Genomic DNA, 18,923 nt, shown 5'->3' with positions numbered 1-18,923 from the left:
CGGGCTTAGGCTCATGCAAGGTTCATTACCTACAAAAAATCAAACTATAAAAAAATGAAAAAAGGTATCATAACAGCCGTTACAATTATCGCAGCGTTTGTTTTAATTGGTTGGGTTCTTTCCAACAATAAAAAGAAGAACGAGGAGAAAACTGCAATTGTAGCTCAGGGCTCGGGTGATGTGGCGGTACGTACTGCGGCAATTACTAAAACAGCTGTAAACCTCGACTTTAGTGCAAACGGTAATTTTCAGGCAGCTCAGCAATTAACTTTCTCAGCAGAGAATACCGGACGGATCACTAAAATATACGTGGACGAAGGTAGTCGGGTAAGCAAAGGTCAGACGCTTGCCATCCTTGATTCAGAAAGTCTTTCCGCAGATCTGGAAGCAGCCCAGGCTACCTACCAGAATGCGTTGAGAGATCAGGAACGTTACGCCAGTTCATTCACAACCGGTGGTGTAACTCAGCAGCAGTTAGACCAAGCCAAACTTAATACACGCAATGCGTTAACCAGGTTGAAGCAAGCCCGTATTAAAACCGGTGACACGAATATCAGAGCGCCTTTCAGCGGCATAATCAATAAGCGTTTCATTGAGCAGGGTGCTTATGTGGCCCCGGGTAACCAACTCTTTCAATTAGTTGACGTATCTAAATTGAAACTGGCAGTAACAGTAAACGAATCTCAGGTAGCGAACCTGAAAGTAGGCGATGCTGTAAGAATTAAATCAAATGTTTTCCCTGATAAGAACTTTACCGGAAAGGTAACTTTCATTGCTCCGCTGGCTGATAATTCCTTGAATTTCCCGGTTGAGATCCAGCTAACAAATAGCACAGGAAGTCAGCTAAAAGCCGGAATGTATGGTACCGCGATATTTGAATTCCCGGAGCAAGCTCCCGCACTTACTGTTCCGCGGACCGCTTTTGTAGGTAGTGTAAGTTCAAACCTGATCTACGTTCTGGAAGCAGGAAATCTTGCCAAAGAACGCAAAGTAGTTGCCGGACGGGTAAATGGCGACCAGGTAGAGATACTTGAAGGCTTAAAGGAAGGCGAAACGGTGGTAACCAGCGGACAGATCAATTTGACCGATGGAACGAAAGTAGCACCAATTAAATAATTGTCGGAAGAGCAGGTCAAATCATTGCCGCCAGTTTAAAAAATTGAGTTGACAGACCGATTTGATCTCAATACTCATATCTCAATATTCATATCTCATTAATCAATGAAAATAACCGAAATATCAATCAAAAGACCTACGCTGGTGATAGTGGTATTCACTGTCCTCTCGCTAATGGGTTTATTAAGCTACTTCTCTCTTAACTATGAGTTGTTGCCTAAATTCTCACCCGCCGTAGTTTCTGTAAGCACCATCTACCCGGGAGCATCCCCGAGTGAGGTCGAAAATACCGTGACAAAAGAAATTGAAGACGCTGTGTCCTCGATGGAGAATATCAAGAAGATCGACTCACGTTCATATGAAAGTATCTCTGTAGTCACCATCACCTTAAATAGTGGTACTGATGTCAATCTTGCTTTAAATGATGCGCAACGTAAGGTAAATGCAATTCTGGCAAATCTTCCGGAAGATGTAAAGGCGCCAGCCCTAAATAAATTCTCCCTGGATGACCTTCCCATCATCACCATGTCTGCCTCGGCAAAAATGGACGATGCCGCATTTTATGACCTGATGGATAAGCGTATTGCACCGATCATTTCACGGGTTCCGGGTGTTGCCCAGGTTAACCTGATTGGCGGTGAAGAACGTGAGATTCATGTGGGCATTGATGCTGCCAAGTTAGAAGGTTACAGCCTTTCTTTATTGCAGGTGCAGCAAGCCATACAGAGCTCTAATCTTGATTTCCCTACAGGAAGCGTTAAGACAGAGAACCAGGATATTCTGATTCGTTTAGCTGGAAAATATAAGTCTGTTGATGATCTGAGAAACCTGGTAATTTCCACTTCATCCACCGGCGCCCAGATTCGTTTAGGTGATGTTGCTGATGTACAGGATACTCAGAAAGACGTAGAAAAAATAGCTCGGGTCGACCGACAGAATGCAATCGCCTTGCAGGTAATTAAACAGTCGGATGCGAATGCGGTAGAAGTAAGTGAAGGCGTACATAAACTGATCGCAACTGTAGAGAAAGACTATGCAAACGTCGGCTTGTCAGTTAAGGTGGCTAATGATAGCTCGGTCTTCACCCTGCAGTCAGCCGATGCGGTTATCCATGATTTAGTCCTTGCGATTATACTGGTAGCCTTTGTGATGCTTTTCTTCCTGCACAGTTTACGTAATGCGGTGATTGTAATGGTTTCTATTCCATTATCACTTATTGCAACCTTTATCGGGATGCAAATGCTGGGTTTCTCCCTGAATTTAATGTCACTTCTGGGATTATCTCTGGTAGTAGGTATCCTGGTGGATGATGCCATTGTGGTGTTGGAAAACATTTACCGTCACATGGAGATGGGTAAGAACCGAGTTCGTGCGGCTATGGATGCTACCAAAGAGATCGGCTTTACCGTAACCTCTATTACATTGGTAATTGTGGTGGTGTTCTTCCCGATCGCTATTAGCACCGGACTTGTTTCTGATATTCTGCGTGAATTCTGTGTGGTTGTTATTATCTCAACCCTGCTGTCGTTGCTGACATCGTTTACCGTTGTTCCGCTTCTTTCATCACGTTTTGGTAAACTGGAAAACATCACGAATCGTACCTTTTTTGGTCGTATCATTCTTGGATTCGAGAAGCAGCTACACCGATTTACGGCCTGGATCACCGGAATCTTAAAATGGTCTCTCGCTCATAAAAAAACAACGCTTGGAGTTACTTTCGGCTTGTTGATCGCTTCCTTTGCTTTACTGGGAGCGGGTTATATAGGAGCAGAGTTCTTTCCTAAAAGTGATAAAGGTGAATTTATAGTCCAGGTTGAAATGCCCAAGGATGCATCGATTGAACAAACCAATCAAATGACCCGCAAGGCTGAAGATTTCTTGTCTCAGCAAAAGGAGATAACTTCACTTATCACAACCGTCGGTCAATCGAGTGAAGGAATGGGTAGTTCGCAGTCAACCCCTTATAAATCGGAGATCACGGTAAAGTTAGTCGAGAAAAAAGACCGTGAAGATGAGTCAGCCATATATGCCGCTAAAATAAGCCGTGAGCTTTCTAAACTACTTATTGGATCAAAAGTAAAAACTGTACCTATCAGTATGCTGGGTACGGCAGAGCGCGCCCCAATAGAGCTAATTGTTATCGGTTCTGATCTGGACAGCGTAATGAAGTTTGCCGAATCAGCAAAAAGCCAGTTGGCCTCTACGGTAGGAGCCACAGAAGTAAAACTTTCTGTAGAAACCGGTAACCCGGAGATCCGCGTAAATGTGGATCGTGATAAGATGGCGGCATTAGGATTAAATCTTTCTACGGTGGGTGGAACTATGCAAACCGCATTCAGTGGTAATACCGATAGTAAGTTTCGCCAGGGTGAATATGAGTACGATATTAATATCCGCTATTCAAGTTTCAACCGTAAGAACCTGGATGACGTGAAAAATTTGCTTTTTGTGAACAATGCCGGTCAGCAGATTAGGTTATCACAATTTGCAGATGTGAGCGAAGCATCAGGTCCAAGCCAGCTGCAACGTCGTGATAAAAGTACAGCCGTTTCTGTACAGGCACAGTCAGTAGGCCGCCCTACGGGTTCAATTGTAACCGAATTCCAGGGAAAAGTTGATAAGCTTCAACGTCCTGCTGGAGTAAGTTTCGTGTGGAGTGGTGATATGGAAAATCAGAGTGAAGGTTTCGGAACTCTTGGGATTGCTTTATTAGCGTCTGTGGTACTAGTTTATCTGATTATGGTTGCCTTGTACGATAGTTTTGTATATCCTTTCGTGGTAATGTTCTCCATTCCGTTATCCATTATTGGAGCATTATTGGCTCTTGGTTTGACAAATAACTCCTTAAACATCTTTACCATTCTCGGTCTTATTATGCTGATCGGTCTGGTTGCCAAGAACGCGATCATCCTGGTCGATTTTACAAACCAGATGAAGAAAGAAGGAAAGAGCACTTACGAGTCATTGATCCTGGCTAACCAGGCACGTTTACGCCCCATTTTGATGACCACCATCGCGATGGTGATCGGTATGCTGCCGATTGCAATGGCTTCTGGTGCAGGTGCAGAATGGAAAAACGGATTAGCATGGGTAATTATCGGAGGACTGGTGAGTTCATTATTCCTCACCCTTGTTATTGTACCGGTTATGTACCAGATTTTTGATCGCCTGATTGAGAAGTTCAACGGCAAGAAGGAAGAACATACAATTGACGAACTGTTGGTTGCGTCTTACAATCATAAAGAAGTTAAAGAATACGAAGAAGAACCAGAATTGGTTTAAAGAGTTTTCATAGGTTAGGGTAGTTGAGAAGGGAGCGAGAGCTCCTTTTTTTTGTGCCGTCAGTAAATTAACGCGACTACCGATTAGCTGCGATCCCAGGCCTCCCAGGCTTTACATTCTACATCGCAGATCTTTCAACAGGACATAAACTTAAAGGATAACATATCAAAACATGATTCCCCAAAAACTAACCTGATTATCGGTGCATTTTATTAGCTACCCGAGTTCGGGATAACAGTATGATAACAATATGTTAACAGTATCACTGCAGTATGTTACCAATATCCGGAAATAGTGAGTACATGATAAATACACTGTCAACTAATAGTTGAATAATATTTTACATAAACGATTTCAGGTCAGCGGTAATAAAAAGTTTCGAGCACAAAAAAAATGTCCAGACGGTTTTGTCTGGACATACTTTGACTTACTGAAAATACTTAGCGGTTAGTTGGTATAATTGAAATTCTTGGTCTGGTTACCAATTTGAATTTTAAACTCACCGTTCTCGGTGACCGGTTTGTTGTTCATATCAATAAAAGAAAGGTCATCTTTCGTAAGTGTGAAGGTAACCTTCTTGCGTTCGCCGGGTTTTAAACTGATCTTATCGAACCTTCGCAGGCGTTTTACATCGGGTGTAAGGCTGGCGAAGAGGTCGCTGGTATATAATTCAACAACTTCTTTACCTTCTCTTTTACCGGTATTGCTGACATCAACAGTCACCGTTAAAGTAGCGGTTCCCTTGAGCTCGCCGGTGCTTAGAGCAAGGTTACTGTAGGTGAAAGTAGTATAACTTAACCCATGGCCGAAAACAAATTGTGGGTTAAAATCCGCGCTGTAGTTGTAAACACCTTCCGTAGTCTCACGTTCTTCAGCGGGCTTGTGGATGTAGCTGGCTACCGAGTTCGGGAACTGTGGATAGGTGTACGGCAGTTTTCCTGAAGGATTTACATCCCCGAAAAGAATGTCAGCCAGCGCATCACCACCATAATTACCGGGAAGATATGTTTGGATGATCGCCGGAACCTTATCCGCAAACTTGCTAATAATACGCGGACGTCCTTCGTTCAGCACCAGGATAACTGGTTTGCCGGTAGCGGCTAAGCGTTGCGCCAGTTCGGTTTGCAGATCAGATATGTACAGGTCATTTAAGTTGCCGGGTGTTTCGGTATAGGTATTCTCACCAATACAAAGAATGATCACATCAGCGGTTTTAGCAGCAGTGATCGTTCCTTCAAACTTATCCGTCAATTCTTCGTAGTACTTGCCATCCATTTTATAGCTTACTCCCGGCGAATAGGTCACATTAGTTTTCCCTGCTTTGTTTTGTAAAGCTTCCAAAATGGTGTTATAGCCTGCTGCAAATTCCTCGACCTTTTCACCCTGCCATGAATAGGTCCACGCACCATTTAATGTACGCATGGAATGTGCATTTGGTCCGGTTACAAAAAGCTTTTTACCTTTTGTAAGCGGCAGAATATTCTTTTCGTTTTTTAATAGTGTAATCGCTTCAGCGGCGGAGTTGTAAGCTTCTTTTTCAAATTCTTTACTTCCAAATTTCGGATAGTCCTTAATATTGGTAACGGGGCGCTCAAATAAGCCAAGTTCTTCTTTAACCCATAAGATCCTTCTCACGGCATCATTCAACCTGCTCTCTTTTACTTTGCCTTCTTTTACAAGGGCAATTAAATTATCACAGAACACTTCGTAATTGTAGGCTACCATAGACATATCAATACCTGCATTGATAGCAATTTCAATCGCCTCTTTGTGATCTTTGGCTATTTTGTCGCGGGTAAAAAGATTTTCAATATCACCCCAGTCGGTAATCACCAGACCTTTGAAGCCTAGTTCTTCCTTTAATAACTTGGTCAGGATATCATAATTAGCATGTACAGGAACGTTGTTGATAATTCCTGAGTTGATCATCACGGTATGCGCGCCTGCATCAATAGCTGCTTTAAAAGCTGGAAGATGATACTCTCTTAAGGCTTGCTCTGAAATATAAACCGGAGTACGGTCTTTGCCGGATGCCGGAACCATATATCCCAAAAAATGCTTTAACGAGGTGGCTACCTTTTCCGGATTAGATATGTCAGCATCTTTGCCTTCGTAACCTACGATCATCTCTTTCCCTAGCTCGGTAATGAGATAGGGGTCTTCGCCAAATGTTTCAAACTGGCGCGAGAAGCGGGGATCGGAACCAAGGTCAAGTACCGGGGAGAAGTTCCATGGAATTGAGCTTGCGCGGGTTTCATAGGCAGTGATTTCAGCGCCTTTACGGACCAAATCCCTGTTTCTTGCGGCTGCCTGCGCTATTTGCTGCGGAAAAATTGTTGCACCGGCAGTATAGGTAACGCCATGTACTGCGTCAACACCATAGATAACGGGTATGCCCAGCCGGGTTCCCTTGGTGGCTGCCTCCTGTATCTGACCGATGATCTGATTCCAGACCTGGGGCGTACGGGCGCGGTTATTTGCGGTGTTAAGTATAGAGCCAAGCTTGTAGGTTACTACAGCTTTCCTAAGTTTAGCAGTATCAAGCGAAAAAGGTTCGAAACTTGCGTAGCGGTTTTCCCCTTTGCCAATCACGTCAAGCGTGGCCTGGGCCATTTGGCCGACTTTCTCCTCGACTGTCATTTTCGAGATGAGTGCTTCAATCCTTGCGCTCGGTTTATTTGACCTGGGTCCTTGTGCCTGAACTGCCATGGGGAGAATCAGTAATGCGGATACATAAATACGACTGAAATATGGTTTCATTGTTTGATTATTTTGATTTTAAGTATGATAGGATCTTTTGGGTTTCTTCAGGATAGACTGCAATCTTATGACTGCGTAGCAAGTAGGGGGTCTTGTGGGTTCTTCCGGCCAGCTGAAAGGTGATCAGTTTAGATGGCTGTACGGGCATATGGCAGTCGATGCAGTTGTTGGTCAGATTTGCCTTACCAACTTCTGGGAGGAGGGGATGAGCGTCGGTATTATGACAGGTGTTGCAGCGCTGTGCGAAGAGGGCCGGATTGTTTTTCTCGGTCACGTGCGTATTGTGGCAGGAGGAACAATCCATTTCACTTTTGATAAAGCAGGCGCTCGAAGCAAGCATTCCGTACTGATTACCATGAACGTCCGGCTCTTTGGTGCTTCGGGTATATTGAGGAAAATAATATTCTGAGAGGGTATCACCGGGAGCAAAAGTGAATGTTGACTTCTGAGTCAGCTTGTCATTCCCGGAGTGGCAGACCGCACACATGTCGATCTTTTGCTGACGCGAAAGTTTATTAATCTGCGGAATATACTTTGGCGACTTCTCTTCGGGGTTCTCCTCATGAAACGCGACATGATTTGCTGCGGCACCATGGCAGCGCTGGCAGTCAATGCCGTAAATGGCAGCACCCTTTACAATCTCTTCTGACACTGATAGGCTGCCTGTCTTCACAATCTTTGTCTCGGCAAAGGAACTGTGGCATTCAAAGCAGCGGCTGATGATGGCTCGTTGAAAGTGGATACGGTCTTCCGGAAATCCAGGACTGTTGGTCCATTTATTTACGGACTTATAGTAAGTGAGGGGCAGTTGAAAAAGTGAGTTTTGTTCCCAGTAGGCATAGGTCTTTGCCTTTTCACCAGAGCCGAAGGTGATATCAAACCGGTGTGCTTCAATTTCTTTATTGTTAGAATAGGCTACCTGGTACATCTTATTGTCCCGGTTTTCGATAACCACCTTCAAACTGTCATTGAACGCAAATGTGTTATCAGCTTTCGGAAATTCTTTCAGATCGGTTGCTTCAGAGGAAGTGTGGAAATGAGAAGTTTCTGAAAACGTTTCGTTGATGTTACTGTGGCACTTAACACAGCTCTTGGGGTCTGCATAGTGGGCCCCCCGGATATCTGCGGACTTCTTTTTATTCAGATCAGAGCATTGCGATAAAACGAAAATCAAAACACCGATCGTCAAATAGATCCATAGAAGGCGTTTTGAGAATAGCATTGAGTCTTATTTTAAAAGTTGAAATGACTTGAAGTTAAATCCGCCTTTATCAGCGAGCACCCTGATTTGATTAGCTCCTTTTTTGAGTGTGATGTTGTTCAGCTGGACAGACTGCCAATGTTGTTCGCCACGCGTATTGGGTACAGCAAGGCTTTTGGTTGGAAGGTTATTGGCCAATACAGAAAGTTTGCCGGTATTATTCGCAGATGCTACATTGAGCTTTAATTTGTATTGTCCGCTTTTATCCGCATGAACAGTATATTGAATCCACTCGCCATCTTCTATTTTAGTGACGAAGTATGAGTCTGCCGGGGTAGTGCTTTTATGAATGTCTACACCGTCGTTGCGGTAAGTGCGACCCGAATTCCATCCAGTGCGATCAGTGCCTGTCGAGATATAGAACTCCGCGGAGTCTTTGTCGAAATAGGCAGCATTGCTGATGCCCAAGTCGTAATCCACAGCCTGGATCACTTTGCCAGCTGTATGCTTCTTAAAAGGAATGGCTTTGTTAGAACCTACTTGCCTGAACATGGCGTCAAGCACATCGTAGTGAATGATATTATTTTTCAGCAGGGTATTTTCAGCGATCTGCATCATTGTTTTGTAGCCTGCCTCGGCAGAAGGTTTAGGCCCTTTGCCTGCCCAGTAGTCTAACAGTTGCTGATAACCATCGTTAATTTTAACCTCCAGCGGATTGTTGAAGCCCATCTTTTTAAGGGGCCACCAGCACCAGCCGATTTCGTTTCTTTCCATCAAACTGATGGCCTGTGTAAACCAGACGTTTGAATTCTCGCCTGTTTCCCCCAGCCATATAGGCACATTGTATTTTTCCCGGATATCGAGGAAATGCTGGATAGAACCCTGCGTATTGTAATTCCAGTATTTATGGAAACTAACCACTGTTTTATCATCCCAGGTAGGCAGGATGCCGTTGTAGTTATTACCCCAACCGTTACCTTCGATGATAATAATGTGCTTTTTATCGACTTCCCGGATGGCCCTGGTAACGTCTACCATCAGTTTCTTCAAAGGAATATTACGTGGTTCTTTCAAGCCGTTCTTATCCGCCGGATCAGTGAAACCCCAGTTTGGTTCATTGATCAGGTCATAAGCGCCTATCCAGGGCTCGTTAGCATAGCGTTCAGCAAGCTTACGCCACAAGGTGATCATCTTATTACGATTATCTTCACTGTCCCACAGGGAAGGCGTATTCGGATCACGGTCAGATATGTTGAAGTCATTCCCCTGACCGCCGGGTGCTGCGTGCAGGTCAAGAATGAGATACATTTCATTTGCCTTACACCAGGCTAACAGGCTGTCGGTCATGGTGAAACCTTTCTCCAGCCAGGTGTTCTTGCCTTTAACAGGCTCGTCTTCAATTGGAAGGGTATAAAGGTTAAAGTGCATCGGTAAACGAACGGAGTTAAACCCCCATGCTTTCATCGAGTCGATATCGGCTTTTTGAGTGTGATTATTCAACCATGCATCGTAAAACTCGTTCGTTTTATCTTTGCCGATCACGTCTTGTATGCCAGCCTTAATCCGGTGTTGCTGTCCTTCTTTTGGGAAACGCAGCATATAACCTTCCTGCAGCATCCAGCCACCCAGCCCCATGCCGCGTAAAATCACCTTCTCGCCGGTTCCGTTGACTATAGATTTGCCTTTAACATCCAGAAAGCCCTGAGCTTTGAGATTGGTAGAAAGTAAGATGATAGAGGCGCAAACGAAGATATTGGAAAGAAGATATCGGACAGGTTTTTTCATTTAAGAAGAATTTTAACGATGGATGTTACCAAACATATGTTCCTACCGCACCGTTAGGCAGGGTAGAAGAGACTGATTTTCCGTTTGACTTAATATTAAAGGTTTGTGGTGTATTGCCGGCATTCAGAACGATAAGTACTTTCTTACCATCAGGCGTTTTGAAGGCCACGTTTTGTAAAGAAGCCAGGTTATTTGATTCAATGCGTACTGAACCCGGTCTGGAAAACTTAGAAGCATGGGCAATGATGTAGTAAGCCACATTTCTGCTCACTGAACTACCGGAGATGGTGATTGCTCCCAGACAAGTACTGCATCCGCCATCGGTATGAGGACGATAGTTTGCGTCAGCAGCCAAATTCCACTCTAACACATTACGGCTCCAGTTGCGGGTTGCTCCAATGATCAGGTTCTGGACATGCCACTTCAAATCCCCGCCAAAGTCACCAGGACCACCAACCCATTGCTCCGTAAAATAGATCCCTTTATCCGGATGGGCATTATGCACCGTGCTCAGTGCGCTGATATCTCCACCGTATAAGTGAAACGCGGAACCATCAATATATTTTTTAGCCTGAGGGTCATTCAATATAGATATTGGATAGTCAGGTTTATCTGCATTATGATCGTAAATGATAATCTTGGTTGTGATACCGGCCCTTTCAAATGCGGGACCCAGATGGTTCTTGATAAAGTCGGCCTGTTCATTGGCCATCATTAACATACTCGGGTTATTGCCCCCGTGAAGCGGCTCATTCTGGGGTGTCAAAGCATCAATGGTTATTCCTTCCGCTTTCATTGCCTGGATGTATTTAACGAGGTAACTGGCATAGACTCCATAGTATTCAGGCTTGAGCTTTCCGCCAACAAAACTGTTGTTGGTCTTCATCCAGGTTGGCGCCGTCCATGGGGATCCCATGATCTTTATGCTGGGACTCAGGGCAATTATCTGTTTCAACACCGGAATCAGATCAGTTCGCTCCCTGTCAAGATTGAAGTTCTTTAAGGTAATGTCTGTTTGGCCCGACGGCATATCATCGTAGGTGAACGGCACTGTACTCAAGTCCGAAGCTCCCACACTGATGCGCAGGTAACTGACTCCAATATGTGTGCTGTCTGTTAAAAACAGCTCTTTTAATAAGGCATCCTTTGCTGTGCCGCTTAATGTATTGATCAGCGAAGCACTGCCACCAGTTAAGGTGTAGCCAAAGCCATCAATAGTTTGGTATGTTTTGCTTTCATCAACTTCTATGGAAGGATTTTGATTACTGGCAGTGGAGAATAGAAGACTTGTATTCTGTTTAGCGAATGCACTTGAACGGTCGGATTTGGTCAGATAAAACAATACATCTGTTTTAACCGGTTCAGGTTTTGGTGGAATCACCGAAGGATTGTCACCGCCTGTCGTCTTCTTCTCGCAGGCTGTGGTAACCAAGACTAACAATGCCAGGCTCAATAATCTATAAGCGCCTGTCCTGAAAATATACATATATTATTTGTTACTTCTCGATTAACTTATAAACCCTTACGTAGTCAACATCCATTTTCTGTGGTAAAACAGAAGGGTCTACACCCTGGGCACCTCCCCAGTTGCCGCCAAAGGCGACATTTAACAATAGGTGAAATTTCTTATCGAATGGCCATACGGCAGATCCTTTTCCTTCATTGAGGAACTCATACATCTTTTCTCCGTCAATAAAACCTCTGATAGAGTAGGGTGTCCAGTCAATCCGGTAAACGTGGAAATCTGTACTTGCCCCGGTAACTAATTTTTGTTTACCGTTTTGCGTACCAATAGAATGGTTATAAGCTTCGGTGTGCACGGTTACATGTACATTGTCCTGGTCATAACCCACGTGTTCCATAATATCAATTTCTCCGGACTTTGGCCATCCGCCATAAGCCCAGTCGGTTGGCAGCATCCATATAGCCGGCCAGGTACCTTTACCTGTAGGTAATTTTGCTTTTATTTCGAAACGGCCATAAAGAAAGTCTCCTTTGCCTTTGGAGACCACCCTTGCTGAAGTGTACTCCTTACCGTTCATATTTTCTTTTCGTGCGCTAATGGTCAAAACGCCATTTCCGACGGATGCGTTATTAGTACTGTTTGTATAATATTGAAGCTCGTTATTTCCCCAGCCATCGCCGCCTATATCGTATCCCCATTTGGCTGTATTCGGTGCGCCAGAATAATCAAATTCATCGGACCATGTTGGCGTCGCTTCGAATGTCCATTCTTTATCAACCGGTTTAACAACCACAGGGGGAGGTATCGAACCACCGGGCGTGTCCTTTTTAGAGCAGGAGCTCATAATAAGGAATAAACTGCTGGCAACTATAGAAGTTATCATATTCTTATTGTTTTGCATTTTGGCGAATGGAATTAGTTGATCGGGGGACTTCGAGAGATTAAATCCGGACAATTGATCATCATTTGAGCTTGCCGGATTGACCGGCAAGCTCTATGACAAAATTGCAAAAAGGTCAGGAAAACCTGACCTTTTTAGTTATGATTAAAGTAGTTTGATATCGTCTATGTAGAACAAACCTGCGATGTGATTTCCTTCACCGCCGATCTGAATAACCAGTCTGTCAAGATCTTTTCTGCTGACAGCGCCACTGAAATCGAACGTAAGCTCAACCCAACGGTCAGTTTGTGTAACCTGCTGGATTACTTCCACCTGGTTAACCCATGGCTGAGCAGAGGTGCCATCCTGTAGTTTAACAGAAACTTGTTTCAACAAACGAGGATTAGCCCATGACTCTCCAGCTGCAGTTGTAAAGTCGTTTGAACCAGGAATATAAACCTTTAAAGAGATTTTGTTCCTTGTAGTCAGATCAAACTTATAGTTGAAATCAGCGAACATGTTTGCAAACATGAAACCAGAACCTTCCTGTTTCACATACATAGCAGCCTTAGCTGATGTATTGATTGGCAGTGGAAGCGGGTTATCGTAGCTTTCGTTTAATGTCAGGTTTTCCTTTTTCCAGGTTACGTTGCCATCCTGATCGAAATTATCGAAGATATCAGCCGACTTAATTGGCTTGGCTTCGATAGGTCTAACATAATCTGCACGTACTAAACGCTGATACCATGTATCACCGGCTTTTTTAGAGATCCCACGGATATACAACTCATCTTCATTTAAAGTTAAGATCTCGTATTTAGTAGTGCCGGTATAGTAACCGATAAAGCCACCGCCTGAAATAACCAGGTACTTTTTGCCGCCTTCTTCCAGGATACTCCATACTGTGTTAGCAGCAGGGGTATAAGGTACAGTCACGTCACTTGTAGCAGCAGGCGCTCCCAGATCGGTAACAAACTCAAAGTTGGAAAAGGTGGTGTTGTTGTTCTGATTTGTAAACTTGAAGCCGTTCAGATTGAAGGTGATCCGGTCATCATACAAACCTTCTGAAGCCTTTTCATTCGCGCCAGCAGTATACCATTCAGGGGTTGCACCGCCAGTGGGACCTACTCCTAAATGACCTTTGGTTTCACCTTCTATACGCCAGGTTTTGCCGTTAGCTGCTGTTGCGCCACCAGTAAGGAAGTTATAATCCTCACGGTTCAACATCGCTACGTTAGTAGCAGCAATCTCAACAGTCTTAGTGTTAGATGCGTAACCACCTTTAGTGAACACCGTCAATTTTACGGTATACGTCCCCTTAACGGCATAAGAACCATTTACCTGAGCACCGTCCCCTGTATTACCGTTTCCAAGATCCCAGATGGCAGTAATTGTGCCCGGAGTTTCGTTCTTGAAGTTAATGATGTTAGGATTGGCTGCATCAGCCGTTGCTGAAAACTTCACAACATCTGAAGTCGGAGCCGGCCCAAGCGAGCCGTTGAATTCTTCCGGGCTGCAAGACGCAAGTAGAAAACCTGCAAAAGAGGCCAGCAGAAAATATATTTTAGATATTTTGAATATTGATTTCATACGTTATAGATTAATATCCAGGGTTTTGAACCAGTTGAGTATTGTTTAATTCTGATAGAGGGATTGGAAGAATCTCATGCTTCCCAGTCACAAATCCTCTGGCTCCCAAAGCGGCACCTGCTTTTCCGGTTCTTACCAGATCATACCAGCGGTGTCCTTCAGAAGCTAACTCCATACGACGTTCCAGATAGATATTATCTAAAGTTGCCGGGGCTGGGTTTAAGCCAACTCTTGCCCGAACTGCATTCAATAACGCTGCTGCTCTTGCTGCATCACCACCACCTTGTACAAGGGCTTCAGCTTCCATCAGGTAAGTGTCCGCAAGACGGATTTCGATGTAGTCATTCGGCCAGTTTAAAGCAGGCTCACCACCGCCTTTAGATTGATACTCAATTTTCGGTGCGAATTTTTCGATAAAATATCCGGTATTCATATAGCCCTTTTCGTAAGCTGCTTTTCCGGCTTTTTCCAGACTGTCGATATTTGCAATGGTATACGGATAGCGAGGATCCTTTTTCATCATTACCGCAAATGAAGTAACGAAAGGATTGAAGCTCCATCCTGATACGTAGATTGGACCTGAATAACCCCGTGGACCAAACATAGTTACCGCAACGTTACCTTCAAAGTTACCCCAGTTACCCCAGCCTGAATTTGATTGGGTTGTTTTCACAATCTCAAGAATTGACTCGGAGTTAAACTTATTAGTAGGGAGGAAAATATCACCAAAGTTGGTTAACAGCTTATAGCCATATTTACTAGTTCCGCCTGGTGTACCGTTAACTTCAGCAAACTGAGCTGCCGAGGCTGACCACTTCTTCTGATACAACAATACTTTACCTAATAGTGCTTTTGCAGTTCCCTGAGTTGCTCTGCCACCTTCTGTCGTGGCAGGAACTGTTAGAGGAAGGTTAGGAATAGCTTCTGCAAGATCTTTTTCAACCTGAGCCCACACAGCTTCAGGAGCTGCCTGTGTTGCTGTATATATTTCTTCAGTAGAAATTGGTGCAGTAAAAAGAGGTACATTCTTGAATAATCTTACAAGATCAAAGTAGTAATACGCTCTAAGAAATTTAGCTTCAGCGATGTATCTGGTTGTTGTCGCATCATCAAGACCCGGAATACCGGCCTCAACTTTTGTCAGCAATACGTTTGCTCTTGCAACACCCGAAAAATTCCGGTTCCAGTAATCTCCCTGAGGACCTTTTGACGGATCGAGTGTATAATTACTCCACACCTGCCAGGTTTCCATATCTGCTGATCCGCCACCACCTGCAACATGATCATCAGAAGCACTGTTTAAAGCGCCAAAGTTGTGGTAAGTATTTACCGTCTCAAATCCCATGGGATCATAAGCAGCTACCAAGCCTGCAAATGCTTGATCTGCATTTTGATAATACGTGGATTCCAGAAGGGTTCCTCTCGGATCAACCTCCAGGAAATCTTTCTGACATGCAGCCATCACAAGCAGACCTGCTGCCATAGCTGTAAATGCTTTTATATTGAATCTTTTCATCTGTATGTTTTTAATTATAGTCCAATATTTAAACCGAATAAGAACGACCTTGACTGTGGGTAGATACCCCTGTCAATACCGTAGCTTCCTCCGGTTCCAATTTCAGGATCAAAACCAGTGTATTTGGTAAATGTTACCAGGTTATTACTGCTCACATAGATACGGGCTTTGCTTAATCCTGCTTTGCTGATTAATGAAGTAGGTAAAGTATATCCTAACTGCAAAGTCTTGATGCGGAAGTAATCTCCGTTCTCTAAGAAGAAACTTGATGGGTTTGAGAAGTTCCTATTCTGATCATCAGTAGTCAACCTTGGGTAGTTGTTCGAAGTTCCTTCGCCAGTCCAGCGGTTTAATGCTTCAGACTGCCAGTTTGCGTTAGGAATGTCTAATCGTCTTACTCCCTGGAAAATCTGATTGCCTGCAACGCCCTGACCAAAGATAAGGAAGTCGAAGCTTTTGTAATTTGCATTTAAGGTAAGACCATAAGTCATATTAGGAGTTGGATCCCCAATGAATTTACGGTCAGCCTCATCGATTTTTCCATCAAGGTTTAGATCAGAATAACGGAAGTCACCTGGTTTAGCGTTCGGCTGAATCATGCCATTAGTACCGGTGTATGCATTAACCTCCGCAACATTTTGAAAGATTCCCTGAGTTTCAAATCCGTAGAATGAACCGATAGCTTCGCCAACGGCCGTACGGGTAATAGGGTAGGAGCTGTTTTGGATGCTTGCACCTCCGTTTAAGAATGCCTTGTTTTCTCCAAGAAAAGTTACTTCGTTTTCCAGGAAAGACAGGTTACTGTTAACAGACAGGTTTAATTCTCCTAACTGTTTGCGATAGCCAAGTTCAAACTCAACTCCTCTGTTTTCCATGTCGGCAACGTTACCCCATGGCTCGCCGGTTGAACCAACGTATCCAGGAAGTGCAATAGTCTGCAATATTCCGCTTGTCTTTTTATTGTACCAATCGAAAGTGAAATTGAAGTTTTCAAACAAGATCGCATCTAAACCAATGTTCAGCTGACTGGTTTCTTCCCATTTCAAATCAGGATTAGCCGGAGCGTCAGGACTGTAACCAATGTAATAGTTGTCGTAACCGAACACATAATTCCTATTAGCACCTACTGTTGATATGTAACGGAAATCTCCAAGATTATCGTTACCCACTATACCATAAGAACCTCTGATTTTTAACGTGTTTACCACTTTGTTTTCACTCCAGAAATCTTCACGTGAAGGAACCCATCCCACAGACGCTGAAGGGAAGTATCCGTATTTGTTATTACTACCAAATCTGGAAGAACCGTCACGGCGCACAATACCGGTGAAAAGATATTTTTCGTTAAAGTCATAAGTTACCCGACCGAACAATGAACTTACAGTATGATTAATGCCTTCATAAGCATCAGTGGTTCTGTTCGCAGTAGGAACTTTAAGGTTAAAAGAAGCTTCTTCAAAACTAGTTGCAGCGATATTGCTGAAAGACAAGTTCATACCGCTTGAATTATTATCTACGTAAGCTCCCTGTCCGGCAAGAACAGTAAAGCTATGTTGACCGACAACTTTAGAATAAGATGCGGTGTTCTCTAAATTCCAGTTGAATGCCTGGTTTCTGTCGCGGTTAAAAGATGTTTGAGTGCTTTGTGTAGCTGCATTCAAATAGTAGATCGGTCTGAAACTTTCGCCACCCCAATAGGCTAGTTTCGCTCCCAATGATGATCTGAATTTCAATCCTTTGATTGGTTCAACTTCCGCATAAACGTTACCTACTATATTGTCAGACCAGCCGTAGTTACCAAGCTGTGTTTGAATGTATGCAAACGGGTTAGTCATCTCCTGAGCAACCGTTTGAGAGATACCATATTGATTGCCGTTCGCGTCGCGGACAACAGGCTGACGGTTGTAGAATTCTATTAAAGCCGGATCAGTTTCTATTATAGGCGTAATAGGATCAAGGTTCAATACAGAGCTTAACGGACCTCCGAATTCTGTATTAGTTCCTAAACCACCCTGGCTCTTAATACGCGAGTAACCTAAGTTTTGACCTACATTTAGCCAGTTCTTTATTTTATGCGTTGAGTTAAGACGTACGTTATGTCTTTTGTAGTTTGATATTGCGCTCGCTATAATACCTTCCTGATCAGTTAAGCCAAAAGAAGAATAAAAAGTCGACTTCTCATTTCCTCCACTGATACTTAGTTCGTGGTTTTGGATACCTGCGTTGTTATTGAAAAGGGCATCCTGCCAGTTTGTACCTTCTCCAAATGACTGTGGGTCTGAGTAAATAACACCTCCGCCACCAGCTACCGAAGCCTCATTTCTAAGGGTAGCATACTCAGTGGCATTAAGCATATCCAACTCTCTTACCGGAGCTTGATTTCCGTAGTAGCCAGCATAATTAATGTTCATGCTGCCTACTTTACCTTTTTTAGTAGATACAAGGATTACCCCACTAGCTGCCCTTGCACCATAGATCGCTGCCGAAGCAGCATCTTTCAATACTTCAATAGACTCGATATCATTCTGATTTAGGTAATCGATACCGCCAACGTCAACAACAACACCATCCACAACATAAAGTGGATCACTGTTGCCGATTGTGGTGGTACCTCTGACACGTACTGTAGAGGAAGCGCCGGGAGCACCTGAACTGGATGCAATCGTTAAACCTGAAGCACGTCCCTGTAATGCCTGTTCAACCCGAGTTACCACCTGGTTTTCAAGTGCTGCTGCTGTTACGTTTGAAATAGCGCCTGTTACAACACTTTTCTTCTGAGTACCGTACCCTACCACTACCACTTCTTCTAAGGCACTGGTGCTTTCAGTCAAAATAATATTAATAGGGTTACTGTTATTCACAGTGAAGGTTTGGGTTTCCATTCCCAATTGTTTGAACTCTAATATGGATCCCATCTTTGGAACCCTTATAGAAAAATTTCCGGAAGCATCGGTACTGGTACCGGTTGTTGTTCCCTGAATTGTAACGGTAACCCCGGGCAATGGTAAGCCATCTGCCTTCGAAGTTACTTTTCCACTTACCTGTTGTTCTTGTACCTGCGAAAAAGCAGGACTAAAAAGCACACAGGAAATGAAGAGAAATAAAGTAATCATTCCTTTCATAAAAGATAATTTAATTGGTTTTTATTTGGTTAGCAGGCTACTTGGGGAGGTAACCTAAAATCAAAAGTAGAAGGTTAATACTACATCCGTCTTTTTTTCACTACTACATAACCTATACAGAGCTCCTTTTTTTTAAAAAAAACCGCATTTTAGATGCTACATGCCTACTACAACATAATCACTACATGTAGCGTATAAATTCTATA

At 43.7% G+C, this 18,923-nt stretch carries 10 protein-coding genes; 2 read left to right on the top strand and 8 right to left on the bottom strand.

Annotated features, from left to right (window positions below):
• Positions 1 to 54: 54 nt before the first annotated feature.
• Positions 55 to 1,116: an efflux RND transporter periplasmic adaptor subunit gene (locus AC1MCB_RS08700; protein ID WP_479968358.1), complete on the top strand. Its 1,062-nt coding sequence runs from the start codon at positions 55 to 57 to the stop codon at positions 1,114 to 1,116.
• A 105-nt stretch (positions 1,117 to 1,221) separates the two neighbouring features.
• Positions 1,222 to 4,398, top strand: a complete 3,177-nt coding sequence (locus tag AC1MCB_RS08695) for an efflux RND transporter permease subunit (RefSeq protein ID WP_479968357.1) — start codon at positions 1,222 to 1,224, stop codon at positions 4,396 to 4,398.
• A 447-nt stretch (positions 4,399 to 4,845) separates the two neighbouring features.
• Here the strand turns inward: AC1MCB_RS08695 and AC1MCB_RS08690 are convergent, their stop codons facing one another.
• The 8 genes from AC1MCB_RS08690 to AC1MCB_RS08655 form a co-directional block, all read right to left on the bottom strand.
• Positions 4,846 to 7,158: a glycoside hydrolase family 3 N-terminal domain-containing protein gene (locus AC1MCB_RS08690; protein ID WP_479968356.1), complete on the bottom strand. Its 2,313-nt coding sequence runs from the start codon at positions 7,156 to 7,158 to the stop codon at positions 4,846 to 4,848.
• A 7-nt stretch (positions 7,159 to 7,165) separates the two neighbouring features.
• Positions 7,166 to 8,380 carry a cytochrome c3 family protein gene (locus AC1MCB_RS08685; protein WP_479968355.1) on the bottom strand — a complete coding sequence of 405 codons (1,215 nt, stop codon included), beginning with the start codon at positions 8,378 to 8,380 and terminating at the stop codon, positions 7,166 to 7,168.
• 6 nt (positions 8,381 to 8,386) lie between these two features.
• Positions 8,387 to 10,144, bottom strand: coding sequence for a cellulase family glycosylhydrolase (locus AC1MCB_RS08680; protein ID WP_479968354.1), 1,758 nt, complete (start codon positions 10,142 to 10,144; stop codon positions 8,387 to 8,389).
• Between the two features lie 25 nt (positions 10,145 to 10,169).
• Positions 10,170 to 11,630 (bottom strand): glycoside hydrolase family 30 protein, encoded by a 1,461-nt coding sequence (locus AC1MCB_RS08675; protein WP_479968353.1) that lies wholly within the window; start codon positions 11,628 to 11,630, stop codon positions 10,170 to 10,172.
• 10 nt (positions 11,631 to 11,640) lie between these two features.
• Positions 11,641 to 12,492 carry a glycoside hydrolase family 16 protein gene (locus AC1MCB_RS08670; RefSeq protein ID WP_479968352.1) on the bottom strand — a complete coding sequence of 284 codons (852 nt, stop codon included), beginning with the start codon at positions 12,490 to 12,492 and terminating at the stop codon, positions 11,641 to 11,643.
• Positions 12,493 to 12,654: 162 nt separating this feature from the next.
• Complete coding sequence (locus tag AC1MCB_RS08665; RefSeq protein WP_479968351.1) at positions 12,655 to 14,079, bottom strand: PKD domain-containing protein; 1,425 nt, start codon at positions 14,077 to 14,079, stop codon at positions 12,655 to 12,657.
• A gap of 10 nt (positions 14,080 to 14,089) precedes the next feature.
• Positions 14,090 to 15,595: a RagB/SusD family nutrient uptake outer membrane protein gene (locus AC1MCB_RS08660; protein ID WP_479968350.1), complete on the bottom strand. Its 1,506-nt coding sequence runs from the start codon at positions 15,593 to 15,595 to the stop codon at positions 14,090 to 14,092.
• A gap of 14 nt (positions 15,596 to 15,609) precedes the next feature.
• Complete coding sequence (locus AC1MCB_RS08655) at positions 15,610 to 18,717, bottom strand: SusC/RagA family TonB-linked outer membrane protein (RefSeq protein ID WP_479968349.1); 3,108 nt, start codon at positions 18,715 to 18,717, stop codon at positions 15,610 to 15,612.
• Positions 18,718 to 18,923: the final 206 nt, after the last annotated feature.

It is taken from the genome of Daejeonella sp. AP26, assembly GCF_056680515.1.
This window is presented reverse-complemented; position numbering and strand designations above follow the sequence as displayed.

What these genes read in the sequence shown, in the direction of transcription:
- AC1MCB_RS08700 (WP_479968358.1), top strand. Translation starts at nt 55, where the DNA reads ATGAAAAAAGGTATCATAACAGCCGTTACAATTATCGCAGCGTTTGTT.
- AC1MCB_RS08675 (WP_479968353.1), bottom strand. Translation starts at nt 11,630, where the DNA reads ATGTATATTTTCAGGACAGGCGCTTATAGATTATTGAGCCTGGCATTG.
- AC1MCB_RS08660 (WP_479968350.1), bottom strand. Translation starts at nt 15,595, where the DNA reads ATGAAAAGATTCAATATAAAAGCATTTACAGCTATGGCAGCAGGTCTG.
- AC1MCB_RS08680 (WP_479968354.1), bottom strand. Translation starts at nt 10,144, where the DNA reads ATGAAAAAACCTGTCCGATATCTTCTTTCCAATATCTTCGTTTGCGCC.
- AC1MCB_RS08670 (WP_479968352.1), bottom strand. Translation starts at nt 12,492, where the DNA reads ATGATAACTTCTATAGTTGCCAGCAGTTTATTCCTTATTATGAGCTCC.
- AC1MCB_RS08655 (WP_479968349.1), bottom strand. Translation starts at nt 18,717, where the DNA reads ATGAAAGGAATGATTACTTTATTTCTCTTCATTTCCTGTGTGCTTTTT.
- AC1MCB_RS08685 (WP_479968355.1), bottom strand. Translation starts at nt 8,380, where the DNA reads ATGCTATTCTCAAAACGCCTTCTATGGATCTATTTGACGATCGGTGTT.
- AC1MCB_RS08665 (WP_479968351.1), bottom strand. Translation starts at nt 14,079, where the DNA reads ATGAAATCAATATTCAAAATATCTAAAATATATTTTCTGCTGGCCTCT.
- AC1MCB_RS08690 (WP_479968356.1), bottom strand. Translation starts at nt 7,158, where the DNA reads ATGAAACCATATTTCAGTCGTATTTATGTATCCGCATTACTGATTCTC.
- AC1MCB_RS08695 (WP_479968357.1), top strand. Translation starts at nt 1,222, where the DNA reads ATGAAAATAACCGAAATATCAATCAAAAGACCTACGCTGGTGATAGTG.